Annotated in this window: 24 protein-coding genes and 1 pseudogene; 9 read left to right on the top strand and 16 right to left on the bottom strand. The window is 63.3% G+C overall.

From position 1 onward, the window contains the following. Nucleotides 1-171: 171 nt before the first annotated feature. The gene (locus tag ACZYOF_RS31305) at nt 172-1,113 is read right to left on the bottom strand and encodes an alpha/beta hydrolase family protein (protein WP_463718170.1); all 942 of its coding nucleotides are present in this window, start codon (nt 1,111-1,113) and stop codon (nt 172-174) included. A gap of 61 nt (nt 1,114-1,174) precedes the next feature. On the opposite strand from ACZYOF_RS31305, the pseudogene ACZYOF_RS31300 reads away from it, so the two are divergent. Then, nucleotides 1,175-1,808: pseudogene (locus ACZYOF_RS31300) on the top strand (TetR/AcrR family transcriptional regulator). On the opposite strand, the gene ACZYOF_RS31295 reads toward ACZYOF_RS31300, so the two are convergent. Next, on the bottom strand, nt 1,758-2,876 hold the full coding sequence (locus ACZYOF_RS31295; protein WP_463718169.1) for an AbrB family transcriptional regulator: 1,119 nt from the start codon (nt 2,874-2,876) through the stop codon (nt 1,758-1,760). The pseudogene ACZYOF_RS31300 and the gene ACZYOF_RS31295 overlap by 51 nt on opposite strands. Then, on the bottom strand, nt 2,873-3,442 hold the full coding sequence (locus tag ACZYOF_RS31290; RefSeq protein WP_463718168.1) for a hydrolase: 570 nt from the start codon (nt 3,440-3,442) through the stop codon (nt 2,873-2,875). The genes ACZYOF_RS31295 and ACZYOF_RS31290 overlap by 4 nt, the downstream gene beginning before the upstream one ends. A gap of 117 nt (nt 3,443-3,559) precedes the next feature. Here ACZYOF_RS31290 and ACZYOF_RS31285 point away from each other — a divergent pair, with 117 nt between their 5' ends. The 3 genes from ACZYOF_RS31285 (at nt 3,560) to ACZYOF_RS31275 (ending at nt 5,728) form a co-directional block, all read left to right on the top strand. Further along, nucleotides 3,560-4,180: a TetR/AcrR family transcriptional regulator gene (locus tag ACZYOF_RS31285; RefSeq protein WP_207234674.1), complete on the top strand. Its 621-nt coding sequence runs from the start codon at nt 3,560-3,562 to the stop codon at nt 4,178-4,180. A gap of 155 nt (nt 4,181-4,335) precedes the next feature. Beyond that, the gene (locus tag ACZYOF_RS31280; RefSeq protein WP_130583918.1) at nt 4,336-4,542 is read left to right on the top strand and encodes a hypothetical protein; all 207 of its coding nucleotides are present in this window, start codon (nt 4,336-4,338) and stop codon (nt 4,540-4,542) included. Between the two features lie 97 nt (nt 4,543-4,639). Further along, on the top strand, nt 4,640-5,728 hold the full coding sequence (locus ACZYOF_RS31275; protein ID WP_463718167.1) for an acyltransferase family protein: 1,089 nt from the start codon (nt 4,640-4,642) through the stop codon (nt 5,726-5,728). Here the strand turns inward: ACZYOF_RS31275 and ACZYOF_RS31270 are convergent. Next, on the bottom strand, nt 5,708-6,034 hold the full coding sequence (locus tag ACZYOF_RS31270; RefSeq protein ID WP_463718166.1) for a nuclear transport factor 2-like protein: 327 nt from the start codon (nt 6,032-6,034) through the stop codon (nt 5,708-5,710). The genes ACZYOF_RS31275 and ACZYOF_RS31270 overlap by 21 nt on opposite strands. A 182-nt stretch (nt 6,035-6,216) precedes the next feature. Between ACZYOF_RS31270 and ACZYOF_RS31265 the strand changes: the two genes are divergently transcribed. Continuing rightward, nucleotides 6,217-6,516, top strand: a complete 300-nt coding sequence (locus ACZYOF_RS31265; RefSeq protein WP_130583920.1) for a winged helix-turn-helix transcriptional regulator — start codon at nt 6,217-6,219, stop codon at nt 6,514-6,516. On the opposite strand, the gene ACZYOF_RS31260 is transcribed toward ACZYOF_RS31265, so the two are convergent. Together ACZYOF_RS31260 and ACZYOF_RS31255 are read right to left on the bottom strand one after the other, a co-directional pair. Further along, a complete protein-coding gene (locus ACZYOF_RS31260) occupies nt 6,493-7,203 on the bottom strand; it encodes a GDSL-type esterase/lipase family protein (RefSeq protein ID WP_463718173.1) in 711 nt (236 codons plus the stop codon). The genes ACZYOF_RS31265 and ACZYOF_RS31260 overlap by 24 nt on opposite strands. A gap of 1,164 nt (nt 7,204-8,367) precedes the next feature. After that, a complete protein-coding gene (locus tag ACZYOF_RS31255; protein ID WP_463718165.1) occupies nt 8,368-8,856 on the bottom strand; it encodes a four-carbon acid sugar kinase family protein in 489 nt (162 codons plus the stop codon). A 123-nt stretch (nt 8,857-8,979) separates the two neighbouring features. Between ACZYOF_RS31255 and ACZYOF_RS31250 the strand changes: the two genes are divergently transcribed. Next, nucleotides 8,980-9,237, top strand: a complete 258-nt coding sequence (locus ACZYOF_RS31250) for a hypothetical protein (RefSeq protein ID WP_130231366.1) — start codon at nt 8,980-8,982, stop codon at nt 9,235-9,237. 106 nt (nt 9,238-9,343) lie between these two features. Here the strand turns inward: ACZYOF_RS31250 and ACZYOF_RS31245 are convergent, their stop codons facing one another. The 3 genes from ACZYOF_RS31245 to ACZYOF_RS31235 form a co-directional block, all read right to left on the bottom strand. Then, the gene (locus tag ACZYOF_RS31245) at nt 9,344-10,633 is read right to left on the bottom strand and encodes a PQQ-dependent sugar dehydrogenase (protein ID WP_463718172.1); all 1,290 of its coding nucleotides are present in this window, start codon (nt 10,631-10,633) and stop codon (nt 9,344-9,346) included. A gap of 159 nt (nt 10,634-10,792) precedes the next feature. Further along, nucleotides 10,793-12,400, bottom strand: a complete 1,608-nt coding sequence (locus ACZYOF_RS31240; protein WP_463718164.1) for a DHA2 family efflux MFS transporter permease subunit — start codon at nt 12,398-12,400, stop codon at nt 10,793-10,795. Then, entirely contained in the window at nt 12,397-13,563 is a 1,167-nt protein-coding gene (locus ACZYOF_RS31235) for an HlyD family secretion protein (protein WP_463718163.1), read from the bottom strand. The genes ACZYOF_RS31240 and ACZYOF_RS31235 overlap by 4 nt, the downstream gene beginning before the upstream one ends. Nucleotides 13,564-13,758: 195 nt before the next feature. Here ACZYOF_RS31235 and ACZYOF_RS31230 point away from each other — a divergent pair, with 195 nt between their 5' ends. Next, nucleotides 13,759-14,493 (top strand): DUF72 domain-containing protein, encoded by a 735-nt coding sequence (locus ACZYOF_RS31230; protein WP_463718162.1) that lies wholly within the window; start codon nt 13,759-13,761, stop codon nt 14,491-14,493. A gap of 77 nt (nt 14,494-14,570) precedes the next feature. Here ACZYOF_RS31230 and ACZYOF_RS31225 read toward each other — a convergent pair whose 3' ends face one another. Continuing rightward, nucleotides 14,571-14,831 (bottom strand): hypothetical protein, encoded by a 261-nt coding sequence (locus ACZYOF_RS31225; RefSeq protein WP_130578227.1) that lies wholly within the window; start codon nt 14,829-14,831, stop codon nt 14,571-14,573. Between the two features lie 170 nt (nt 14,832-15,001). On the opposite strand from ACZYOF_RS31225, the gene ACZYOF_RS31220 reads away from it, so the two are divergent. Next, on the top strand, nt 15,002-15,253 hold the full coding sequence (locus tag ACZYOF_RS31220; RefSeq protein ID WP_463718161.1) for a hypothetical protein: 252 nt from the start codon (nt 15,002-15,004) through the stop codon (nt 15,251-15,253). A gap of 28 nt (nt 15,254-15,281) precedes the next feature. On the opposite strand, the gene ACZYOF_RS31215 is transcribed toward ACZYOF_RS31220, so the two are convergent. Continuing rightward, a complete protein-coding gene (locus ACZYOF_RS31215) occupies nt 15,282-15,500 on the bottom strand; it encodes a DUF6894 family protein (RefSeq protein WP_028166424.1) in 219 nt (72 codons plus the stop codon). A gap of 164 nt (nt 15,501-15,664) precedes the next feature. Here ACZYOF_RS31215 and ACZYOF_RS31210 point away from each other — a divergent pair, with 164 nt between their 5' ends. Continuing rightward, nucleotides 15,665-16,096 carry a CBS domain-containing protein gene (locus ACZYOF_RS31210; RefSeq protein ID WP_130578225.1) on the top strand — a complete coding sequence of 144 codons (432 nt, stop codon included), beginning with the start codon at nt 15,665-15,667 and terminating at the stop codon, nt 16,094-16,096. 211 nt (nt 16,097-16,307) lie between these two features. Here the strand turns inward: ACZYOF_RS31210 and ACZYOF_RS31205 are convergent, their stop codons facing one another. From ACZYOF_RS31205 to ACZYOF_RS31185, 5 genes are all read right to left on the bottom strand, one after another. Continuing rightward, entirely contained in the window at nt 16,308-16,526 is a 219-nt protein-coding gene (locus ACZYOF_RS31205) for a hypothetical protein (protein ID WP_463718160.1), read from the bottom strand. A 1-nt stretch (nt 16,527) separates the two neighbouring features. After that, nucleotides 16,528-16,731: a hypothetical protein gene (locus ACZYOF_RS31200; protein WP_028166426.1), complete on the bottom strand. Its 204-nt coding sequence runs from the start codon at nt 16,729-16,731 to the stop codon at nt 16,528-16,530. A 164-nt stretch (nt 16,732-16,895) separates the two neighbouring features. Continuing rightward, nucleotides 16,896-17,105, bottom strand: a complete 210-nt coding sequence (locus ACZYOF_RS31195) for a hypothetical protein (RefSeq protein ID WP_463718159.1) — start codon at nt 17,103-17,105, stop codon at nt 16,896-16,898. A 406-nt stretch (nt 17,106-17,511) separates the two neighbouring features. Continuing rightward, a complete protein-coding gene (locus ACZYOF_RS31190; RefSeq protein WP_463718171.1) occupies nt 17,512-19,008 on the bottom strand; it encodes a sensor histidine kinase in 1,497 nt (498 codons plus the stop codon). Nucleotides 19,009-19,023: 15 nt separating this feature from the next. After that, on the bottom strand, nt 19,024-25,305 hold the full coding sequence (locus tag ACZYOF_RS31185) for a HAMP domain-containing protein (protein WP_463718158.1): 6,282 nt from the start codon (nt 25,303-25,305) through the stop codon (nt 19,024-19,026). Between the last annotated feature and the right edge of the window lie 207 nt (nt 25,306-25,512).

Below are 25,512 nucleotides of genomic sequence, written 5' to 3'. Positions count from 1 at the left end.
GGCGAAAATCAGTTGCCAAGGGTCATTGCCGGCGTCAAATTTACCGACGGCGTCGCAGAATCGACGACGCCAGCTAACCGCGCCGCCTGATCAGCCCCATCACCCAATTTCGGCCATAGCTCATGTTGAACACGGCCGAAAGCAGGCTTGGCGAAGCGCTCTGCCTCTCGACTACGGCCCGCCGGGACCGACGGATGCAAGCACTTGCCCCGGCCAGGGATTGCGGCCGTCCCTGAGCCACAGCAGCGTGTCGGTCCAGAAGCCGGCCGCGTGAGTGTCATGGAACAGATTGAAATGGCCGATGGTCTTGCGACCGTAGTCGGGCGGCTCGAGCAGCACAGCCGTGCGCGGCGCGCCGGTGTAGTAGCCGAGCGTGCGGCGGATCGCGGGCACGGTGCCGAGTTCGTCGTCCGACACGGCAACCGCAAGGATGGGCGCCGTCACCGCCGCCATCCGTGAGAGCACGGCCTGCCTCTCGCCGCGCGGATGGCTGTGCTCGAAGCGCGGCCTGCGAAAACTCCATTCATTGGCGACGCCGGCGGGCAGATCCTCCAGCCAGCCGAGCCTGCGGCCGGGAAAATAGCCGCAGAGCGCCGTCATGATGGGCATGGCGACATGCCATTTGAGGAACAGGCCGGACCGCCGGCGCGGCGCATAGTCGCCCCACCAAGCATACTGCGCGCCGACCGTCAGCATCCGCTCGATCAAGCCGGCGCTTTCGGCGAGCCCCGGCAGGAAACCGCCGATGCTGTGGCCGACGACGATGAGGCGAGCCTGGGGCCTATACTCGTGCATGAAGCAAAGCGCCGCCTCGAAATCGAGTTCGCCCCAGTCGCGCCAGCGATAGCCGCAGCCTCTCAAGCGGGACGGCCGCGAAGCGCCGATGCCGCGATAGTCATAGGTGAGGACATCGAAGCCGTGGTTCGCCAGAAAGCATGCATAGCGGTGGTAGTAGCGCGCAGCCACTCCCGTTGCCGCATTGACGATGATGCTGCCGGCGGAGCGGCCGGCTGGCGCAAGCCACAAATGGCCGCCAATCGTTACGCCATCCCGGCAGGGAATCGTGACTTCTATCCCATCCTCAATCGATATGCGCAACGCCACCTTGGTCATGTGCGCGACGATAAGAGGTGGGCGGCGTTGTGTATATTCACTGGTTAGTATACATCGGGCTATGAGCGAGACTGGCCGTTCGACGCGTGAGCGCATCCTTCAAGCCGCCGGCAAGTTGTTCTACGGCGAGGGCATCCGCGCCGTCAGCGTCGATGCCGTGGCGGAGAAAGCTCACCAAGCGGACGCTCTACTATCATTTCCGTAGCAAGGACGATCTGATCGCGGCCTATCTCGAGATCCGCGACCAGCCAAATCTCGCTTTGTTCAAGCGCTGGTTTGCCGAGGCCGATGGTGACGTGGCCGCCAAGGTGGAAGCGATCTTTCGCAATCTGGCGCGGTCGGCACGCCATTCCAAATGGAAGGGTTGCGGCTTCCTGCGCACCTCGGTCGAACTGGTCAACCTGCCCGGTCATCCGGCGATGGTGATCGGCCGCGCGCACAAGAAACGCGTCGAAGACTGGCTTTGCTCCGTCTTCGAAGATGCGGTCGCCTCGCGGGAAGCGCGGCAGCTTGCGCGGCAGGTTATCCTGCTATTGGACGGCGCGTTTGCCGTCGTCCTGCTGCATCGGGATCCAACCTACATGGAAACCGCCGGAGCAGCGGCCGCCCGTCTGGTTCGCGGGCTGATGCCGACGCCGCGCAAGTCAATCAAGGTTGCCAAGGTCCGGCGCACCATCCGGCCCCGGACTGGCTGACGTGCGATCGAGTGTTCCCGCCACCCAGCGCGCAACCGACGGACCGACGAACAGCAGCAGGATCACGCGCACGGTCTGCAGCGCCATGACGAAGGACGTGTCGACCTTGGTCGAGGCGGCGATGATCGCGGCGGCATCGACGCCGCCGGGGCTGGTGGCGAGATAGGCGGTCAGCGGATCGACGTGCAGGAACTCCACCAACAGCCACGCCAGCAGGCCGCAAAACCCCATCAGGATCGCGGTTGCGCCGATGCTTTGTGGCAGCGCGCGAGCAGCGGTCGCCAGCACGTCGCGCGTGAAGCGCAAGCCCGTGTTCCAGCCGATCAGCGCGTAGGTTGCGATCAGCACCAGTGGCGGCAGCTCGATCTTCACCCAGCCAAGCACGTTGAACACCGCTCCGAGAACGAGAGGACCAAGGAGCACGCCGGCCGGCATCCGTGCGGCAAGACCAGCTCCGACGAGCGCGATGGCCGCGGTGGCACCGAGGTTCGTCAGGTCGACCGGCGGAAAAAGCCCGGCACTGAAACGCCCGCCACCGCCGTGCGCAAACCATAGCGCCACCACCGAGGCCGCCGCGGCGACCAGCACGACGCGCAGATACTGCATGAAAGCAACGAGTCGGAAATCGGCGCCATGGGCCTCGGCCATCACCATCATCACCGTGGCGGCGCCCGGCAGCATGCCCCACACCGCCGTGGTGCCGGGGATGATGCGCAAGCGGCTCATGGTCCAGCCGATCAGAGCGCTTGCGCCGACCGAAAGCGCTACGGTGGCGAGGATGATCGGCCAGTAGCGCGCGAAGCCGCTGATGATTGCCGGCGTGATCGATTGCGCGACGAGGCAGCCAATAATTGCCTGGGCGGCGACGATCAGCAGGCGGGGCACCCTCACCGCCCCTCCGCCCATCTGCACCAGCGCGGCCGCGGCCAGCGGCCCCAGCAGCAAGGCGGCAGGCAGCCTCACCCACTGCAGCACGCCGGCGAGCAGGAGCGAGGCTGCGAACAGCACCGCCCAGCGGACGGTGACCGGCAGCGGTTGGAGCGGGAGATAGGCTTGCGGCTCGTTCACCGCTGCAGCTCGATCTCGGCCGCTTTTGCCACGCGGCCAAGCCGCGGGAAAATGTGCTCGAAGGCAAAGGTATGCATGTCGGCCGAACGACTGGCGCTCGCGTCTTCCGCCAGCACGACCTCATAGCCATGCTCATGCGCGGAACGCGCGGTGGATTCGACGCCCATATTGGTAGCGATGCCACCAATCACCACGGTGGTCACGCCGCGCCGGCGGAGCTGCAGATCGAGCTCCGTGCCGTAGAATGCGCCCCATTGCCGCTTGGTGATCCTGATATCCGACGGTTCGGCGAGGCCATCGGCCAGCTCCGACCAGCCCTCGGGAAAGCCGCCGGGCGGCGCTTGCATCGGTTGGTCGACCGGCGCCTTCAGCGCGTCGCTGAAGTCGGGCGAGAAGGCGACGTTGACGAGGACGACGGGCGCCTTGGCCGCGCGGAAGTGCCGGGCCAGCTCCTGTCCCCGGGCAAGGACGGCCGCACCGGAATGGGGCTCGGTCGGCAGGCCGACGATGCCTTTTTGAAGGTCGATCAGGATCAATGCCGTGGTCGCAGCGGGCAGGATGAGCATGGGATGTCCTTTCGCCAGATGGCAGCCTCCCCACCCGTTGCCGGGCGCGTGGGGAGCGGTTAAATACTTGAGGGAAAGCTCAAGCACGCACCACTCTATTTGAGGATATCCTCAACTTTGTCAAGTCAGGACCGCAAACCGCTCCAGCCGCAGCGCGAGGTCGGCCGTCAGCGCGTCGCCGAGCTCATGCATGCTGCGGCCGAGGTGATTCAGGAACGGGGCTTCGAGGCCGCGACCATGGCGGAGATCGCCGCACGGGCGGACGCCAAGATCGGCTCACTCTATCGCTTCTTTCCGAACAAGGACGCTGTCGCCGACGCCTTGATGCAGCACTATGCCGAGGTGCTGCGGGCGGAATACGACGCGATCCTCGCCCGCGCCGCCGACGCCAGTCCGGAGCAACTGGCCGACATCCTCATCGATCTCCTGGCCAAGCTCTATCCGCAGATCCGCGCAGTCACCGCGTTCTTGGATTCTCGCACCGACTGGACCGAGATCCGCCTTCGCTTCCGCAGCCAGACACTCGCCGGGATCAAGACAGCGCTGAAGCGTTGCGCGCCCGGCCTCGACGAGCACGAGGCCGAGGACATCGCCGCGGTCGTGCTCAACAACATGAAGACGATGGTCGGCATGACCATGAAGGACGCGCCAACGACCCCCGGCGCGCCCGAGCAGCTAAGATTGATGAACCGCCTCTATCTCGCCGCCAGGCTCGCGCCCGGCAGGCCGGCTGGATAGCCGTATCGGCTGCGAACAGCGGATGCATCGGAAGGCGGATCGTTGCCGCTTTCGTGAAAAACAGTGCGCATTTTGGGAAGCCTACTGCGGCCAACTTCTGCATTGCCGGCCGCGCTCGTGTTGCTCGAACACACGGTCGGAGCGGAGGATATCCGATGCGACTTGCTCTTTGCTTGGGCGTGCTGATCATGCTGTGCGCCGCCGCCGACGCGGCGACGGTGCGCCGCGTCAGACATCCCGAGCGGCACTTTCGTCTCGAACAGCCCGTTGTCCCGCCCCCACCCAAAGGATTCGCCGTGCCCGGCTGGACCGACGAGGAGACGCGACAATGGATCGACGGCGCCTCCGGCCCCAAAGGTTAGTGAACAGGGCTAGTGAACACGTGCCTGGCACGCCGCAGTAGCCAAGCTCCGCGCGGAATGTTACGCGACAATGATGGCGGCGGTCCCTGATGCACAGGTGAGCACAAGCAAGACAGGAAAGCTCGGCTTCCTGCCTCGCCTTGAATCGCTGCGCGGCATCGCAGCCGTCTCGGTCGTCGGCTATCACATGACGAGCCAGTTCACCGACACCTACGTCACGGGCATGGCGCCGGTCGTGATGTTCTTCGTGCTCAGCGGTTTCGTGCTGGCGCGCTCGCTGCAGAACAATCCGAACCCGATCACGTTTCTGCGACATCGCCTGTTCCGGCTCTTCCCCGCGGCGATCGCGGTGGTCGCTCTGCTGACGCTGCTGCACCATCAATACGGCTTCTATGTCGGCTACGAGGGGAAATTCGATCCGCTCAACGTCGTGCTCAACGCGATCATGGTCCGCCATGACATCAACGGCGTGATGTGGTCGATGACGGTCGAGTGCTTCGCGACGCCGGTCATCCTGCTGTCGGTCTGGATTTTCCAGCGCTTCGGCCCGCAGCCGCTCATGGTGTCGATCGCAGTCCTGTTCGGGCTCTCCTTCTGGGGCGCCTATGTGCATTTGCTTGGGGGCATTTCCAACCTCGCGCCGCTCTACGCCTTCGTCGCCGGCATTCTCCTGCAGATGCAGGGCGAGCGGACGGCCGAGCGGCTCCGCTCGGCCGCTGCCTGGACCCTGTCGATCGCGGCCATCGTCTTGTTCTGCTTCTGCGGATCACAGAAACAAACCGCGCCGATCATCGCGCTGGAAACCTTGAGCTCCTCGCTGCTGGTGCTGCTGGTCGCCTTTCGAAGCTCGATCGGCCTCTTTGCCGTTCTCGATCTCCGTCCGGTCCGTTTCTACGGCCGTATCTCTTACAGCTTCTATCTGCTTCACCCGATCGGCATGTGGCTCGCCGCCCGGCTGCTCGATGCGAGGGGACTGCCGGTCCTGCTCGCGATATCAGTGATGACGATTGTAGCGGTCGCGCTGACGACGCCGATGGCCTGGCTCTCCTGGCGCTATATCGAGAAACCCTTCATTGCCGTGGGCCGGCGGCTGGCCACGAAACAGCCCTCGCCGGCGAGCGCGATCGAACCTAGACAGCAGCAATTGCTGTCGCTCGCTCCGACCTCAGGGAAGGATCTCGAGTGAGGCGATCTTGTCGCCATCGAGCCCGAAGAAGTATCTGAGATCGATCGGACTACCGGGAAAGTCGCCGACTACATGCGCTGTGACGACGATCTTCCCGTCGCGTTCCTCTACAGCGAACGGCTCGCTCGGATAGTTGTATTTGGTCGATGCATCGGCCTTCCACTGCGCGATGGCCGCGCGCCCCTCGTGCTTGCGCCCTTCATCCTTCACGACGCCGCGTTCGCTGAAGCATTGCGCGATGGCATCGCCATCGCGGCTGTCGGCGGCAAAGTAAGCGGCAACTGGGCCCGGCAGATCGAGAGACATCGGATTTCCTTTCCTTTTGCGCGTCGGGAACGACGCGGTCGTGGATCGCGATTGCGTAGCCGGAAAGGTGTTTGTAGCTTCGCCAAACCGCAAGAACGCACGAAAAGGTAAGGTACTGACTTTTGGGTAAGGTTGAGTACACAGCCGCGAGCGCCGCCGAGGGCGTGGAGAAGGCGTTCAGGATGCTGGATGGCCGGTGGAAGCTCGTGATCCTCTTCCACCTGTTTAGCGGCAAATTGCTGCGCTTCTCTGACCTCGAGCGGGCGATCCCGGGGATCTCGCAGAAGATGCTGATCCAGCAACTGCGCCAGATGGAGAATGACGGCATCGTGCGTCGCATCGTCCATCACCAGGTGCCGCCGAAGGTCGAATACGGCCTGACCGATTGGGGACAATCCTTGTGTCCGGCGCTCGATGGGCTGCTCACCTGGGCCGAGCAGCGCCCGCCTGCGCCACCGCTAGACGCTGGTAGAAATGAATGAGGATATCTGGACGGCCCGGAGCAGAACGCCCCAGTTGTTCGGGTGCACCCCGTCGTGGGTGAGAGCCCGATAGTTGGTTTTGCTGACCCCTCCTGAGTTGAAGAGATCAAGACATGGGACGCGGTTTATTTCCGCTACGCGCAGCATTGCGCCGATGTAATCGCGAAGAAAATATCCGAGCTTGTTCGGATGTACATCGCTGTCGCGATCGTCTTGGGTTGGCAACCACCAGGGCGTGATGAGAAAGATCCGCGCCGTCGGGCAAGAATTCCGCAGGAGCCTGATCGAATGATTGAGCGCCCCTTTGAAGGTGTCGCTGCCGACATCATCGTCCGATCCGATCGGGCGGTCATAGCGGAAGTCGTTGGCGCCGTACTCCAGGGCAATGTGGGTGACGCTCGGAAGGTTCATCGCTCGCAGGTTACCAAGGGACGAGTCACGGACCGGTTCTCCGGTTCGTTTTTGTGCAGACCAATCGCCCGAGGAAATCGCGTTGGCGATTGCGTAAAGTGAAACAGGGTTGAGCGACGGCAATTTATGTTGACCGGCGGACGAACCCGGAAAGGCGCCATTGATGGCGAACATTCCAAGCCGCTCACCTATGATGCTTGGTGTCGCTCCGCCATGGGTTGAGCCGGTGCCCGCGCTGATGCTGGTCCCGAGCTGAAGATAACAGCCGCCGCGCATGGTATTCCGGCTGCCAGCCCAAAAGGCTGTGCCCAAACCTACCGCGCCTATTCCGAATGTCTTAAGAAAAGCCCGCCGCTCCATAGGCCGGCTCTCTATCACCCACAACCGGCTCGGGGCAACCGCGCCCCTCACTCTCCGTTATTGCGAGCGCAGCGAAGTAATGACGATGTGGATGCAACGGGTGCGACAAATCAACCCGACGGGCAAATCAGCGAAAAGTCTGTCCAGCCCTCGCGCAAAAAACATTCCGCTTTCGCCGTCGGGCAAATCAGTGATTTAACTCCGCGCGTCTCACCCAAGATGAGGGGCGGATCGCGATCGTCACGAACGTTGCGGTGAGATGCGGTGGACGCGGCTGTTGCGATAGACGAACGCAACATCAGCGGACGGCGAAGTCGTGTGGTCCTGGCGCCCCGACGCTGGCGCTAAGTTGGCGGGAAGTATCCCGCCGTCGACGGTGGCAAGAAAGCCCGGTCACCGGGGAGAGCACGAAGGAAGCCGTAACACCATCGCGCAGGGAAAGCCGGAATGCTTCGGTTGAACCTGTGGTCCTACCCCCGTGCTTTTTGTTGCACGGGACCCATGGGTGCAACCGGCACCCGGCTTTCCCTGCGCCCTCTGATATCGAAGAGGGTGGAAAGTGACGCAAAGCTCGGGCAGCAGGTGCCGCGAGAACGCGAACTCATATCCTCTTACCACACTTCATCGTCATGCCCCGCGAAGGCGGGGCATCCAGTATCCGGCGGCCTCTCGGCTCAAGCACCGCTGCCTCTGGAATACTGGATCGTCCGCCTTCGCGGACGATGACCGCGGAGAGGCTGTTTGACATTTGAATCAAAAATCTCCTCCCGTCGTCCCGGGCTCGCGCGCCGCGGCGAAGCCCCTTGGCGTAGCCGGGACCCGGGACCCATAATCACAGGCCTCTCTAGTGCGCTCCGCTGCAACCACTTGCCCCCGCCACAACACCTGCCTGTGGTTATGGGTCCCGTCTTTCGACGGGACGACAGTAGGATGGGTAGAGGGCAGCGAAACCCATCATTCGCGCGGCTTGCTCGATCGCGATGGGTTTCGTTGCGCTCTACCCATCCTACAGGGCATCAGAAGCGAGCGGCCGGCACTACTCCTACCCCGCCAGCCGCTCCGCATATTCGATCGCTTCGATCAGGCTGACACCCGGGCGAAGCGCGTCGTCGTAGCGCCCCGACCGCGTCTCGATGCCCTGCCCGCGAAGCTGGTCGAGGATGCTCTCGCCGACCGGCTGAAAGCTCCCGTCCGGCCCTTCGCGAACTGGCGGCCGGCGCGGGTGCAGCGTCCCTCGTGAGGAAACGCCGGCGCCACGATGCAGGCGTCCCAGAAGCCGGAGCGCAGGCAAGCATTGAGCTCCGCCGCCCAGGGACCGCGCATCAGGCTGTCGATCTTCTTGTAGGCCATGCCGGCGCCCCGAAGCAGCGGCGCCAGTTCCCGCGCGATGGCAAACGCCTGCTCGGCCCCGAGCTCCCGCGTGCCGCTGTCGATGGCGAAACTGCCGTGCCGGTCCGTGATCGAGTCCGCGCGCCAGGCCGCGTCCAGCGGGTCCAGCGCGCCCACAAATTCAGCAGACGTGTCGAGCGCGCCGGTGAGATCGTCGGCCAGAAGCCTTAATTGCTGCATGATGCTGTGCCGGAAATGGTGTGCACGTCCTAGGCATCTGCCTCCCTGGATGCAATCCAACAATGGCGGTACGCCTTGGCTTTACGCTAGAATGTACCTTGCTCCAATGCGGGAGGTGTGGCGATGCCGAGAAAGGGAATCACCGGCCACGACGAATGGGTCATCACCGAGGCGCTGGCGACGGCGCTCGTCGCCCTCGAGCAGCTTCCGCCCAAACACCAGCCGCGACCGCATATGGAAGACATCCGAAAGCTGCTTGCCGCTGGCTGCGATCGCGGAACCGTCACCCTGCATCTGGCGCAAGCGAAGTGCCGGCTGTTTCCCGACGCCGATCCGCTGGCGATCTACGAGGAATACGGGCTCAGCGACGGGCAAGGCTGAGACGTTAAAGCATGATCCGGAAAAGTGGGCACCGATTTTCCGAAAAAGATCATGCTCAAACAAAGCGCTAAAGCGGGATGACGATTCGAAGAAAAGTCATCACGCTTTAACGGCTGATCCGCCAGATCGTGCCGTTGGCGTCCTCGGTGATGAGCAGCGCGCCGTCGCGTGCCACGGCGACGCCGACCGGGCGTCCCCAGACTTCGGAATCGTTGATGACGAAGCCGGTCGCGAAGTCCTCGTATTCGCCCGTCGGCACGCCGTCCCGCAACCGGATGCGGATCACCTTGTAGCCCGTGCGCTTCGATCGGTTCCACGAGCCGTGCAGGGCCGCGAAGATGTCGCCGCGATACTCGGCGGGAAAATTCTGGCCATCATAGAACGTGAGGCCAAGCGAAGCCGAATGCGCCTGCAGCAGCACGTCGGGGACCGTGACCTTGTCCTTCAGCTCAGGCCGCGCGCCGGCGTGCCGCGGATCCTGATTGGCACCGATGTAGAACCACGGCCAGCCATAGAACGCGTTCTCGCGGACGCGGGTCACATAGTCGGGCACGAGGTTGTCGCCGAGACCATCGCGCTCATTGGTCGAGCACCAGGGCACGCCCGTTTGCGGCTGGATCGCAAGCCCGACGCAGTTCCGGATACCGGTGGCAAAGGTGCGCTGGTTCTTGCCGTCAGGATCGAAGGCAAGCACCGCCGCGCGGTCGGTCTCGTTGCCCCAGGCGGCGCCGAGCGGGCGCTCGCGCTTCCAGGCTTCCAAGCCACCCGGTGGGGTACCCATGCCCTCCCCCGAATTGCCTGCCGAGCCGACCGAGACCAGCATCCGCTTATTGTCGGGCGTAAAGACAATGTCGCGAGTCGAATGGCCCCAACCGTGCGGCAGCTTGGCGACGACTGTCTCCGGCTTTCCGGAAGCCTTGAGGTCGCCATTGCGATAGGCAAAGCGGACCACGCTTCCGGTGTTGGCGAGATAGAGCCATTGCGGGTTGTCGCCACTCGGAAAGAAGGCGATGCCGAACGGACGATCGAGGCCGGTAGCGTAGACTTCGTTGATCGTGGGTTTGGTCGCACCATCGGCGGCACGCAACAGACGGATGCGCCCGGCGCGCGTCTCGGCGACGAAGATGTCGCCGTTCGGCGCGGTCTTGATGATGCGCGGCCCGTTCAAGCCGTCGGCGAACAGGTCGGCCTTGAACCCCGGCGGCACTTGGGGAATTGCCGAGGCCGTTCGCGGCGCGACCCGCGACATGTTCGCGCTCGATGGCGTCGCGCCGGGTTTGGGCAGATCCTGCGGCGTGATCAGGCGCAAGGTGCCGGGCTTGTCGCTCCGCCAATCGCCAAAGGCTTCCTGCCCCTTCAGCACAGCAGGCTGTGCGCTGGCAGCAGCCGCATTCATCAACACAGGCAAGGCCGCAATCGCGACGCTCGCTGCAACTGGATTCCAGGGCATTTCACATCCTCACGCGAGACAACGATCTCGCGAACGCTGATCCATAGCGCAGAACTTTGGCAGGCTCATTTCACAATCGCGTCTGTGGTTGCGACGATTTGGCCATCAATGCCCTCTTGCCGGCGCGTTGAGATCGATCGAGCGCATGCTCAGCGCGAGCGGGATCATCAGGGCGCCGATGACGGCGAGCGTCCAGAACACATCGATATAGGCGAGGAAGTCGACCTGGCGCTGCAATGTCTGACCGACCCAGGCGATCGCCTGCGAGGCCGCGTCGGAAGCATTGGAGCCCTGCGCCTGGAAATAGCGCGTCATCGCATCGATGGTCTGCTGGTAACCGATGTCGGACGGCGCGGCGTGTTCGACCAGCCGGCTCTGATGGAATTGCTGGCGTTGCGCCAACACCGTCTGCGCAAGCGCTACTCCCATCGAGCCGCCGATGTTGCGGGCGACGTTGATCAGCGCGGAAGCCTGGTTGGTTTTATCCGGCGGCACGCCGTCGTAGGAGGCAGTCGTCACCGGCAGAAACAGGAACGGCAGGCCGATGCCCAGGAAGATGCGTGACCACGCGGCGTAGCCATAGGTCATGTCCTCGGTGAGCCCCGTAAGATGCCACATCGAGAGCATCACGATCGTCGCGCCAACCATGATCAGGTATTTCGGCTGCACGATGCTCACGAGCCTGCCGACGATCGGCATCATCAGCAGGGTGAAGATGCCACCCGGGGAGAGCACGAGGCCCGCGAGCATCGCGGTATAGTCCAGCTCGGCCTGAAGCAGTTGCGGCAGGATCTGGGTGGTCGAAATCAAGACCGCGCCGGTGCCGAGCATCACCAGGAAGCAGGCGGCGAACTGCCGGCGGCCAAGCAGGCGAAGATCGACGATCGGGTCCTTGCGCGTCAGCTCCCAGGGGATCAGCGCCAGCAGGCAGAAGGCCGAAATCAGTGCGAAGCCAAGGATCATGTTCGATCCGAACCAGTCGTTGCGCTGGCCTTCGTCGAGCACGAATTCGAGCGAGCCGAGTCCGACCGCGACCAGCGCGAAGCCGACATAATCGACGCGGATGCCATTGCGGAGCAGTTCGCGCCGCTCTTCCTCAGCGCCCGACGGTTCGCTGACCAGCGATCCCACCAGGAACAGCGAGAGCAATCCCATCGGCACGTTGATCAGAAACACCCAGTGCCAGGAATAGGTATCGGTGATCCAGCCGCCGAGGGTCGGCCCGATCACCGGCGCCACCACTACGGCGACGCCGTAGATCGCAAAGGCCTGCCCGCGCTTGGCCGGCGGAAAGGAGTCGGCGAGGATCGCCTGCTCGGAGGTCGCCATGCCTCCTCCACCGAGTCCTTGCAGGATACGGAACAGCACCAGGGATTCCAGGCTCCAGGCAAATCCACACAGCAGCGAGGCCACGCTGAAGGTGGCCACGCAGATCATATAGAAGCGCTTGCGCCCGATCACGGTGGCGAGCCAGCCCGAAATCGACAGCACGATCGCGTTGGCGACAAGATAGCTGGTGATGACGTAGGTGCTCTCGTCGATCCCGACGGCCAGCCCGCCCGCGATGTGGCGCAGCGCGACGTTGGCGATCGTCGTGTCCAGCACCTCCATGAAGGTCGCGATCGAGACGACGAAGGCGATCAGGTAAGGATTGTGCCCGCCGGCCGCCGAGCGCTCCGGCGACCAGCCGCCGGCCTGGGTCGTGTCCGTCATTGTACTTTCGTCCAGGGCACGACCGACATGCCGGGGCCGACGGGGACGTCGGCGGGCCAATGATCAACCACGATCTTCACCGGCACGCGCTGCACGACCTTGACGTAGTTGCCGGTGGCGTTCTCTGCCGGCAGCAGGCTGAACGCCGTGCCCGAGCCCGGCTGCACCGAGTCGACGTGTCCGGTCAGCTTGCGATCCGGATAGGCGTCGATCCTGAACTCGACGGGTTGGCCCGGACGCATATAGCGAAGCTGGGTCTCCTTGTAGTTCGCCACGATCCAGACCTCGTCGGGCACGAACATCATGATGCTCTGCCCGGCCGTCGCATACGTCCCCTTGGCGCCGCTCAGCTTGACGACGCGTCCGGACTGGGCCGCTGTGACATTGGTGTATTGGAGATTGAGCCTGGCCTGATCGCGCTGCGCCTCCGCCTGCTGCAGCGAGGCCTTGGCGCTCTCGCGTTGGGCCTGCAGCGGCTTGATCCCAAGCTCTGCGACGGTTACCGCCGTCGTCGCACGGGTAGTATTGGCCTGCTGCGCTTCGAGATCGGACTTGGTCTGTTGCTCGCGTTGCAACGTGCCGGCGCCTTTCTGCAGGAGATCCTCGGCGCGTGCGGCTTCCTGCTGCGCGAATTGCAGTTGCGCTTCGGCCTGCGAGAGCTGCGCTCTCGCCTGATCGATCTGGGCCTGCTGGCTGGCGATCTGGGCCTCGATGTTGGTAATGTTGGCCCGCGCTGCGGCAACCTGCCCCTCGGCCTGGTCGAGCGCGATCCTGTAGTCGCGATCGTCGATACGGGCGAGCAGATCGCCCGCATTGACGTGCTGGTTATCCGTGACGGGCACGTCGACAAGGTAGCCGCCGACCTTCGGAGCAACCGAGAAGCTGCGGGCGGCGACAAAAGCATCGTCGGTCGATTCGTAATCACGGACCTCGAGCCAATAGACGCCGCCGCCAATCAGCGCAGCCAGGAGAACGCAGGCGCCCGCGATCGCCAACAGCCAGTGCTCGCGGAACCGATCGAGCATCGATGGCTTGTCGGGCGCCGTTGGCGGACTGTCCCGCGTTTCGTTGACGTCCCTGAGTTCAGGCTTCTGCTCGGGGGAGCGTTCCGGAGGCCGTGTTTCTTCCGCGGACGGCCTACGCTCTCGGGTCGTGGCATCCACGGCAGCACCTCAAGCGAAGATGATTGGCAATCGATCTGGCTAACCGCGCGGTCAGAGCATGGTTCCCAGCAAGCCGTTCATCGGGCACCGTTGCCTGTTGGAACCCTCTCGCGGACCAACTGTTTTCAGTGGTTCGTTGCGCTCCCCTGGAGAGCGTCTTGCCGGGAAAGAGAAGTGACGGTTCGCTAGGACACAATGGCGCGCATTCTGATCGGGACATCCGGCTGGCATTACGAATCTTGGCGCGGGCCGTTCTTCCCGAAGGGCCTGCCGCTCAAGAATCAGCTTCGCTACTACGCAAGCCAATTTCCGACCACAGAATTGAACGGCGTGTTCTATCGCACGCCGACGCCGGAGGCGGTGAAGGGCTGGCGCGAGCAGACGGATCAGGATTTTGTCTTCGCCTGGAAGGCGTCCAAGTTCATCACGCATTGGAAGCGTCTGTCGGAGAATTCCGTGAACAGCCTCGAGTTGCTCGAAAATCGCCTGTCGCTACTGGGCAACAAGGTCGGTCCCATCCTGTTTCAACTGCCGCCGCAGTTTGAGGCTAAGCCGGATCGCCTCGCCTCCTTCCTCAAGCTGCTGTCGAGGAAGCGCCGCTACAGCTTCGAATTCCGGCACCCGAGCTGGTACGCCCCGAATGTCATGCGGCTGCTGGCCGATGCGAACATCTCGCTCTGCATTTCGGACCATCACGACGCGCCAGCGCCGTGGAAGCGCACCGCCGATTTCGTCTACGTCAGAGGCCACGGCCCTGGCGGCCGATACAAGGGTCATTATCGCAGCGCGACCTTGGCCGAGTGGGCCAAGCGCATCCGCTCCTGGAAGAAGCAGGGCTGCGACGTCTACGTCTATTTCGACAACGACCAGAAGAGCGCCGCGCCCGCCGACGCGGCTACGCTGCGACAATTGATCGAAGGGAGAAAGTAGGAACCACGCCAACCGCGTAGAGCCCCGGCTGAGAAAAAATGCCGGCTCATGGCCGGCATTTTCTTCATCGCATCGATCTAATATTGGCCGCCCGATTGCTTGCCCTTGTTGCCGCTGGTGCCGGGACCTTGGCTGGAAGGATGGGCCGCGCGGCTCGAGCCGCCGCCAGCGCCGGTCGTCATGCCTTTCTTGCTGGGGTGCGTACTCGTATGCGGCGTCGCGCCAGGCCCGACATTGCCCTGGCTGGACGCGCCCGGCGCGGGCTGCGCCTGCTGCGCGAGTGCGCCGCCGGCAGACAATGCCAGAACGCATGCAGAGGCCAGAATGATCTTCTTCATCGGTATCTCCTTGGATTGACTTGTCGGCTCAACCCGGCGCCGCCCGAACCGGTTCCTACCGCCGTGGACGCAAGTTCGTGCGTTTCGCCATCCATGCTCAATAGATCGCGAGAAGACTTAGGAACCAAACACGCCAAACCGGGTTCCCCAGTAAGATTCGAGGAACCGACATGTCGGCATGGTTCAAGGACGAGTCCTTCCCCGTGCTGCTGGAGAGCGCGGTACAGATCGCGTGGGACTATCTCAGGCGGGCTGGCGAAATCGATGATCCCGTGGAAGCACACCACTTCCTGATCGAGAAAGTCGCCTTCATGATCAGCCAGGGCCAGCACAACAGGCTTGTGCTGTCGAATCGCGCCATTTCCGCCTTTCAGCAAAACAAGCGCGCACGCACCATCGAGTTGTCGTTGATCTCGCGATGAGGTCGGTCATAGGCGCGGCGCGCCTTACCTAGTGGATGATGTCCAGCGGCAATCGGCAAATCTCGTCGCCGTCTTCGTTGGTGACGAGGATCGAGTAGTGCCGGTTCTTCAGGTCCGGGTGTTCGCCGAGCAGGCGCCGCGCGATGTTGTCGGCCGAATCCATCGCGGCGATATCGTCAGCGAGTTCCGCGCCGCCTTGATCCGCAACCGTCTTGGTGTTGACGAGATCGAAATGGTAGAGCGGCATTTTTCGCTCCCGCCTGGCATCGTCTCACCCGAGACTACGCACGACAACCCGACTTGGTTCCCGGTCGTAGCCGCCGTCCCGTCGCGCCTTGAAAATCCTGCGGCCCGAAGGAACGCCGGTCCGCAACATCGGTTAGGCGGTAAACGACGACAGCGAGGTCTGCCATGAGAGTTTGCGATGCGATGACCCCCGACGTTCAGCTCTGTACTCCCGAAGACAGCTTGAAGGATGCGGCAGAGGCAATGGGCGCGCTTGGCGTCGGACTGCTGCCGGTCACCGAGAATGACCGCCTCGTCGGCATGGTGTCCGACCGCGATATCGCTGTTCGCGGCGTCGGCATGGGCCGCGGACCGGAGGCGCGGATCCGGGACGTCATGACTGCCGAGGTGAAGTACTGCTTCGAAGATCAGGATCTCGACGAGGTCATGGCAACTATGGGCGAGATTCAGGTCCGTCGCATGCCCGTACTCAATCGCGAAAAGCGGTTGGTCGGCATTATTGCGCTCGGCGATATTGCGCAGGCCAAGGACGGTCACAGCGCGGGCGTGGCGCTGAGCGAGATTTCTCGTCCCAGCGCCCAACATGCACAGCTATAGCGATGCACGAGCATCAACACGACAAAGTCAGCCTCAACCTTGACCTGCTTTGCGCGACATTGGCGATCGTCAGCGCGGCGCTGCTCACGGGGATGCTGAGATATCTGCTGGGATGAAGAGCCCCCAATCATTGCGGCGGACCGCCGACCGCGTCCCTGTGCTTGCCGGGTTTCCTGAGCGCCGCTGGCGCCAGCACCTGTTCGCGAATGGCTTATGTTGAATTCGCGATCCGGGAGACGGCTCCGTCTGCCGTGACCTGCTCGTCGTTCGTCTCGAAAGTCATCGAGAGGCCGCCCGTTGGACCGATGGCTCGCTCAAGCCATTTGATCGACTCTTCGATCCAGTGATCGCTATTCGCTGGATCGGCTTGCGCCCTCGCCCGGCAGGCATCGGCCTGCGCCAGACAGGCAGCCTTGCGATCCATCGTCATCTCAGCGCGGCGATTGCAGGCCGGGCGAGGTCAGCCACTCGTTCAGATGAGCGGCGGTTTCCGCTTGCCTTGCCTTCTTCAGCAATGCGTCACGCGCTTCACCTTGCGGCAACTGCTCGGCTGCCGCGCGTGCCTCGTCTGCCGCTCTCTGGAGCCGCTCGTCGAACGGCACGCTGTTCTTTCTTCGATTGCGCTTTGCCGTCATGGAAGTCTCCCGCTTCGCAAGTGAGTATAGAATCGCGCTTCCAACAACCTATCGTCGCTAACTCAGGTTACTTCGCGCGAACAAAATAAGCGGCTAGGCAGGAACGAATCACTCGAAAAACAGCCCCAACGGGCCTCTCTTGGCAACCCGTCGCTCCTCCGCAGCTAAGGCTTGGACTGCATGGCGGCTTCGCCCTGCTCCCGCGCCGGCACGCTCACATGCACTTCATGGCCCTGCCGAATCGCCAAAGATGCAGCAGCGACGGCCGATTCGAACGCGGATTCCTTGGTCGCATATTCACCGTTCACAACGCCGTCGTGCAGCACGCCCCATTGGTTGCGAATTGGCACGATGGCGTATTGCGCAAGTCCCATCTTCCTCTCCGCTGCAAACGTCTTCGCGATTACTTCTTGTCGGGATCGTTCGGGCGAACGGTCATGTTGCTCTCGGGCATTTTGTCCTTGCCCGCGTCGCCATTGTCGTCCCGCCCGCCCGAAGTCGATGTCCCGCTACTGCTCCGGCTCGGTCTCGTTGCACTGCCGGTTGTCGGCGCAGAGCCTGGCGTGGCGGAGCTAGCGGCCGGGTCTCCCGTGGTCGATCCGCGCCCGCTCGGTGCGCCGCCCGTTTGCGCCAGTGCGAGCGCGGAGCACAGCGTGAATCCAAAAGCCAATGCAATTCGTGTCAGTTTCATCGCAAGCCATCCTTAAGATGTCGATGAAACTAATCGGCCAGTGACGAGAACGTTCCTAATCGCGGTTTCCGACGCCTGATCCGTCGTGACTATGCGGTGCGCGAACTGAGCGCCGGCTCCGGTCCTGGCGCATTCATATCTCGATATGGAGCAGACTCCGTGCGCGGCCTTCCCTGCAGCGGCACCGTAAGGCGGCAGACCAGGCCTTCAGGGCGCCAATCGAAATCGGCATTGCCGCCAAGCTGGGTCTCGATGCTGGCGATCACGCTCCTCGTGCCGAATCCCTTGGAGGTCGGCTTGGTCACTCGCGGTCCGCCTGTTTCAACCCACGCCAGGATCAGCCTGTCGCTCTGCACTTCCCAGGTGATGGCGAGTCGGCCCGACAGCGAGGAGAGGCTGCCATACTTCGCGGAATTGGTGACGAGCTCGTGCAGCGCCAGCGCCAGCGTTTGCGCCGTGGCAGGCTCGAGCTGGACCTCCGCACCCTCATACTGGATTTGTCCGGCTTCCGAATACGGCGCTACTTCTTCGGCCACCAGTCGCCGGATTTCCGCGCCCTGCCAGCTCGACAGCGACAGCACAGTGTGAACCCGCGCCAGCGCTGTGATCCGGCCCTCGACCGCCTGCACATAGGCGTTGACATTCTGCGCGCGCGTCAACCGTACGATCGACTGCGCCAGCGCGAGAGCGTTCTTGGCGCGATGATCGACTTCTCGCGTGAGCAGGCTCTGCCGTTCTTCGGCGCGCTTGCGGTCGGTGATGTCGACGGTGACGCCGCTGACCCGCACGACCCGGCCGTTCTTGTCGGTCGTCGCTGCCGCCGTGCCGACGCACCAGCGCACCTCCCCGTCGGGGCGGACGACGCGGAATTCAGCCTCGTATGATTTCACGCCCTTCGCGAATTCGGTCCAGGCCTCGCGCAAGCCGTTGAAATCCTCGGGATGAAACAGCGCTTGAATGTTGGCGGAAGTCAGCTCGAAGCTCTTGGCATCAACGCCGAAGATCTTGTACTGGCCATCGTCCCACATCCAGTCACCGTTGACCCAATCCCAGTCCCAGGAGCCCATCTTGCCGGCGGCAATCGCCATGCTGCGGCGCTGTTCGCTTTCGACCAGCCGCGCGGTTGATTGCTCGAGCTCCGCGGTGCGCGCGCGGACGCGGTCCTCAAGTTCGGAATTGAGCCGCTCCAACTGCCGGGTCTTGCGGTAGAGCTCGGCGAAGACGCGGATCTTCGCGCGCAGCACTTCCGGCACCACCGGCACCGGAACGTAGTCGACTGCGCCCATCTCGTAGCCGCGCAGCCGATCGATATCGCTGACCTGGATCGCCGAGATGAAAATCATTGCGGTCTTCTGGAAGCGCGGATGCTCGCGGATCATGGCCGCGAGCTCGAAACCATCGAGCTCGGGCATGCAGACGTCGACCAGGATGACCGCGACTTCGTTCTTGAGCAGAAACTCGAGCGCTTCCCGCCCCGACGCGGCCACCACCAGATTCTCGCCGAGCTCCTTCAGGATCACTTCATAGGCCAGCAGCTTCGCCGGCTGGTCATCGACCAGAAGAATGTTTACCTTTTCATGGTCCATCATCTTCATGCCGCTTCAGCGATGTAGCCACATGCGGATGGCGAGCAGCAATTGCTCGGTATTCACCGGCTTGGCCAGATAATCCGACGCGCCCGCTTCCAGGCATTTCTCGCGGTCGCCCTTCATCGCCTTCGCGGTCAGTGCGATGATGGGAAGACGGGCAAGCGCCGCATTCTGCCTGATCACACCGATGGTCTGATAGCCGTCCATCTGCGGCATCATGATGTCCATCAGGACGATGGCAATCTTGGGATTGGATTCGACCAGCGCGATCGCCTCGTGGCCCGTTGTAGCCGTCAGTACCCTCATACCGCGCCGTTCGAGCACGCTGGAAAGCGCGAAGATGTTCCGCGCGTCGTCGTCGACAAGAAGCGCCGTCTTGCCAATCAGATCCTCATCGGAACTGTTAAGTTTCTCGAGCATCCTTTGCTTTTCAATCGGCAATTCCGTGATGACACGGTGCAAGAACAGTGACGTTTCGTCGAGCAGACGCTCCGGGGATTCGACTCCTTTTACGACAATGCTGCGCGCCATCGTATGAAGTTCGGCATCCTCCTCGGCCGAGAGTTCCCGTCCGGTGAAGACCACGATCGGAACATTGGACAGGTTCTCGTCCTTGCGGATTTCGTCCAGCACCTCAAAGCCGCTCATATCAGGCAGCCGCAGATCGAGTACGACGCAGTCGCAAGGGATGCTTCGCAAGGTAGCGAGCGCCCCGGCTCCGGTACCGGTGGTGACGATCTCGACGTCCTTGTGATCCAACAGTTCTTTGATGCTGAGCCGTTCGGCCGGATTGTCTTCCACGATCAGGAGCCGCTTGCGTCGCGGCCTTGCATATTCCTTGATCTGGGCGAGCGCCGCGCTGACGCCCTCGGTCGTCGTGGGCTTGTTGACGAAGGAGAAGGCACCACGCGCCAGCGCATGCTGCCGGTCCTCGTCGAGCGTGATGACCTGCACCGGAATGTGCCGGGTCAGCGGATTGTGCTTGAGCTGGCTCAGCACGGTCCAGCCGAGCATGTCCGGCAGGAACACATCGAGCGAAACCGCGGTCGGCTGGAACTGCTTGGCGAGGTCCAATGCCTCGGCGCCGCGGTTAGCGACCAGGACCTTGAAACCCTTGTCCCGTGCGAGATCGACCAGGACCCGCGCGTAATGCGGGTCGTCTTCGACGATCAGGAGGATTCTGTCTCCAGGCTCGAGATTAAGCCGGTCATCCGGCACTTCCGCCACGCGCTCCTGCGCTGCGGGCGCTTGCAATGCCGGCGCACCGCCCTGCGATAAGGGCAGCGCGGGCGGCACGCGAAGCGCAACGCTCGGGCCGGAATATTTCAGCGGCAGATAGAGCGTGAAGGTACTGCCTCTGCCGGGCGCACTTCGCAGATGGATCTCGCCGCCGAGCAGGCTCGCAAGTTCGCGGCTGATCGCAAGGCCGAGGCCGGTGCCGCCATATTTGCGGCTGGTGCCTGCGTCCGCCTGCTGGAACGCTTCGAAGATCAGCTTCTGCTTGTCCAGGGGGATGCCGATGCCGGTATCGCTCACCTCGAAGGCGACGACTGCGGGTGCGGTGTTGAGAATTGGATGCTCGGCGCTCCAGCCGCCGACCGCGGCCGAGACGGTCAGCTTGACGCCGCCCTCGGCGGTGAACTTGAAGGCGTTGGACAACAGGTTCTTCAGCACCTGCTGCAGGCGCTTGGAGTCGGTGACCATGCTACGGGAAAGCGTCTCGTCGACCTCGATGCGAAACGACAGATGACGGTTTTCCGCCTCGTGGCGGAACGGCCGGCCGACGGTTTCGAGCAGGCTCGATGTCAGGATTTCCTCGGCGTCCACGGTCACGGTACCGGACTCGATCTTCGAGAGGTCGAGGATGTCGCTGATCAGGTTGAGCAGGTCGGTGCCGGCGCCGTGGATGGTGCGGGCGAATTCAACCTGTTTGGGCGCAAGATTGCCTTCGGGATTATCCGAGAGCTGCTGGCCGAGGATCAGGATGCTGTTCAACGGTGTGCGCAGCTCGTGCGACATGTTGGCCAGGAATTCCGACTTGTATTTCGAGGTCAGCGCAAGCTCGCTCGCCTTTTCTTCCAGCGCGCGGCGTGCCTGCTCGATTTCCTGGTTCTTGCGTTCGACCTCGACGTTGCGTTCGGCGAGCTGTTGCGCCTTCAGTTCGAGCTGCTCATTGGTCTGCTGCAATTCCCGCTGCTGGGCCTGAAGCTCGCCCGCGAGCTGTTGCGACTGCTTCAGCAGGCCTTCGGTCTGCATCGTTGCCTCGATGCTGTTGAGCAGGATGCCGACGCTGTCGGTCAATTGCTCCACAAAGGTGATCTGCGAGGCGGTGAACGACGCGAGCGAGGACAGCTCGATCACGGCCTTGACCTGGTTCTCGAACAGGACCGGGAATACCACCACGTTCTTCGGCAGCACGCGCATTAGCGCCGAATTGACCGGCACCACGTCGGCCGGAATGTCCGAAAGCAGCCGCTGCCGCTTGTCCAGTGCGCATTGGCCAATTAGCCCCTCGCCCATGCGCACGAATGATGGATGCGGATTGGCGCCGTCGTCGGCATAGGCGGACAACAGGCGCAGTTGCGGGATCTCGGCGGTCTCGACCTGGTAGATCACGCCCATATGCGCGTTGATCACGGGCGCCAATTCGGCCAGCAGCAGCCGCCCCACGGTCGACAGATCGCGCTGGCCCTGCAGCATGTTGGTGAATCTGGCGAGATTGGTCTTCAGCCAGTCCTGCTCGGTGTTCCGATCCGTGGTCAGACGGAGGTTGCCGATCATGGTGTTGATGTTGTCCTTGAGTTCGGCCACCTCGCCGCGGACGTCGACCTGAATGGTGCGGGTCAGGTCGCCTTTTGTCACCGCGGTCGCGACCTCCGCGATAGCGCGGACCTGAGAAGTCAAGTTGGCGGCGAGCAGGTTGACGTTGCCGGTCAGATCCTTCCACGTGCCGGCGGCGCCGGGCACGTTGGCCTGGCCGCCGAGCCGGCCTTCGACGCCGACTTCGCGCGCCACGGTCGTGACCTGATCGGCGAATGTCGCCAGGGTCTCGGTCATGTTGTTGATGGTGTCGGCGAGCGCGGCCACCTCGCCTTTCGACTTCACGGTCAGGTTCTGCTTCAGATCGCCATTGGCCACCGCGGTCACGACCTTGACGATGCCGCGCACCTGCTCGGTCAGGTTGGCGGCCATCACGTTCACGGTATCGGTCAGGTCCTTCCAGGTGCCGGCGACGCCGCGCACCTCGGCCTGGCCGCCGAGCTTCCCCTCGGTGCCGACCTCGCGCGCCACGCGCGTCACTTCGCCCGCAAACGCGTTGAGCTGGTCCACCATGGTGTTGATGGTGTTCTTCAACTCGAGGATTTCGCCCTTCACGTCGACGGTGATCTTGCGCGAGAGGTCGCCGCGCGCCACCGCGGTCGTGACTTCCGCGATGTTGCGCACCTGCGTGGTGAGGTTGGCCGCCAGCAGGTTGACGTTATCGGTGAGGTCCTTCCAGGTGCCGGCCACGCCGGGCACCACGGCCTGGCCGCCCAGCCTGCCCTCGGTGCCGACCTCGCGCGCCACGCGCGTCACTTCCGCCGCGAAGGAGCGGAGCTGCTCGACCATCGTGTTCAGCGTTTCCTTGAGCAGCAGAATCTCGCCGCGGACGTCCACGGTGATCTTCTTCGACAAGTCGCCGCCTGCGATCGCGGTCGCGACTTCCGCGATGTTGCGTACCTGGGCCGTCAGGTTCGACGCCATGAAGTTGACGTTGTCGGTCAAGTCCTTCCAGGTGCCGGCGACCTCGGGCACTTCGGCCTGGCCGCCGAGCTTGCCTTCGGTGCCGACCTCACGCGCCACGCGCGTCACTTCGGAGGCGAAGGCGTTGAGCTGGTCCACCATCGTGTTGATGGTGTTCTTCAGCTCCAGGATTTCGCCCTTCACGTCGACCGTGATCTTGCGCGACAGGTCGCCGCGCGCCACCGCGGTGGTGACTTCAGCGATGTTGCGGACCTGGGCGGTCAAATTGCCGGCCATCGAGTTGACGCTGTCGGTGAGGTCCTTCCAGGTGCCGGCAACGCCGGGCACGTTTGCCTGGCCGCCGAGACGCCCTTCGGTGCCGACCTCGCGGGCCACGCGCGTCACCTCGCCCGCAAAGCGGTTGAGCTGGTCGACCATCGTGTTCAGCGTTTCCTTGAGCTGCAGGATCTCGCCGCGCACGTCCACCGTGATCTTGCGCGACAGGTCACCGCCGGCGATCGCGGTCGCGACCTCCGCGATGTTGCGCACCTGCGCCGTGAGATTGCCCGCCATCGAGTTCACGGAGTCGGTCAGGTCCTTCCAGGTGCCGGCGACGCCGGGCACTTCCGCCTGGCCGCCGAGCTTGCCGTCGGTACCCACTTCGCGCGCCACGCGCGTCACTTCGCCCGCGAAGGCGTTGAGCTGGTCCACCATGGTGTTCAGCGTCTCCTTCAATTGAAGGATTTCGCCTGACACGTTCACGGTGATCTTCTTCGACAGGTCGCCCTTCGCCACCGCGGTTGCGACTTCCGCGATGTTGCGAACCTGGCCGGTCAGGTTCGATGCCATCGAGTTGACGCTGTCGGTCAGATCCTTCCAGGTGCCGGCGACGCCGCGCACCAGCGCCTGGCCGCCGAGCTTGCCTTCGGTACCGACCTCGCGCGCCACGCGCGTGACTTCGCCGGCGAAGGCGTTGAGCTGGTCAACCATCGTGTTGATGGTGTCCTTCAGCTCCAGGATTTCGCCGCGCACGTCGACCGTGATCTTCTTCGAGAGGTCGCCATTGGCCACGGCCGTCGTCACTTCCGCGATGTTGCGGACCTGGGCGGTCAGGTTGGACGCCATGAAGTTCACGTTATCAGTCAGGTCCTTCCAGGTGCCGGCAACGCCGAGCACGTTAGCCTGGCCGCCGAGCTTGCCTTCGGTGCCCACTTCGCGCGCCACGCGCGTGACTTCGGACGCGAAGGCGTTGAGCTGGTCCACCATGGTGTTCAGCGTCTCCTTCAATTGAAGGATCTCGCCTGACACATTCACCGTGATCTTCTTGGAAAGGTCGCCGCCGGCGATCGCGGTGGCGACGTCGGCGATGTTGCGGACCTGGGCCGTCAGGTTGGACGCCATGAAGTTGACGTTATCAGTCAGGTCCTTCCAGATGCCGCCGACGCCGGGCACCTGGGCCTGGCCGCCGAGCTTGCCTTCGGTGCCGACCTCGCGCGCAACGCGCGTCACTTCGCCCGCGAAGGCGTTGAGCTGGTCCACCATGGTGTTGATGGTGTCCTTCAGCTCCAGGATTTCGCCGCGCACGTCGACGGTGATTTTACGCGACAGGTCGCCGCGCGCGACCGCGGTCGTCACGTTGGCGATATTGCGCACCTGCGCGGTCAAATTGCCGCACATCGCGTTGACGGAATCGGTCAGGTCCTTCCAGGTGCCGGCCACGCCGGGCACGATCGCCTGGCCGCCAAGCTTGCCGTCGGTACCCACCTCGCGCGCGACGCGCGTCACTTCGGACGCGAACGAGCGCAATTGGTCGACCATGGTGTTGATCGCTTCCTTCAACTGCAAGATCTCGCCGCGGACGTCGACCGTGATCTTTTTCGACAGGTCGCCATTGGCGACCGCGATCGTCACCTCCGCGATGTTGCGAACCTGACCGGTCAGATTGTTGGCCATCGAGTTGACGCTCTCCGTCAGGTCTTTCCAGACACCGGTCACCTCCGGCACCTGGGCCTGCCCGCCAAGCCGGCCCTCGACGCCGACTTCACGCGCCACGCGTGTCACTTCCGATGTGAACACGCCGAGCTGCTTGATCATCGTGTTGACGATGTTCGCCGACTGCAGGAATTCGCCGCGCAGCGGCCGCCCCTCGACGTCGAGCTGCACGGTCTGCAGCAGGTCGCCCTGTGCGACCGCCGCAACCGCGCGCGTCACTTCCCGGGTCGGCCACAAGAGGTCGTCTATCAGCGTGTTGATCGAGCCTTCCATGTCCGCCCAAGAGCCACTTGAAAGGCCGAGATTCACGCGTTGGCGGGTCTGTCCCTCCCGGCCGACGACCTGGCCGACGCGCTCGAGCTGCTGGGCCATGCGCTCGTTCGCTGCGGCGATCTCGTTGAAGGCGTCCGCGATCTTGCCGTCGATCCCGAGATAATCGCCGCGCATCCGCACGGTGAAGTCACCGGCCCGCATCGCCTGGAGCGACTGCAACAGGTCCTGGGCGGGATCGCTCTTGCCGTTTTGTTTGTTACGGCGGGGTTCGCCACGACCACGAGGAGCGGGACCAAAATCGCTCATAAAATTCCCCCTGCACGCTGGCCGGCTTTAGATTTTCGAAGTTCCGGACCATCGGACGCATAAGACGGATAGGTTGCGATCTAGGGTCTGTTGGGATTCATCGGGAGTTTATCACGGCAGCGGTCAGATGGATCATGGCTGCGAAGCTTTGATCTGTCTTGTCTGCGCGCAGCGCGATGCGCTTGAATTCCTTGAGCTTGCAGAAGA

The sequence above is a fragment of the Bradyrhizobium sp. LeoA1Lang genome (assembly GCF_055413685.1).
Note: the sequence above shows the minus strand (reverse complement) of the source record. Positions and strands in the feature narration are given on the sequence as shown.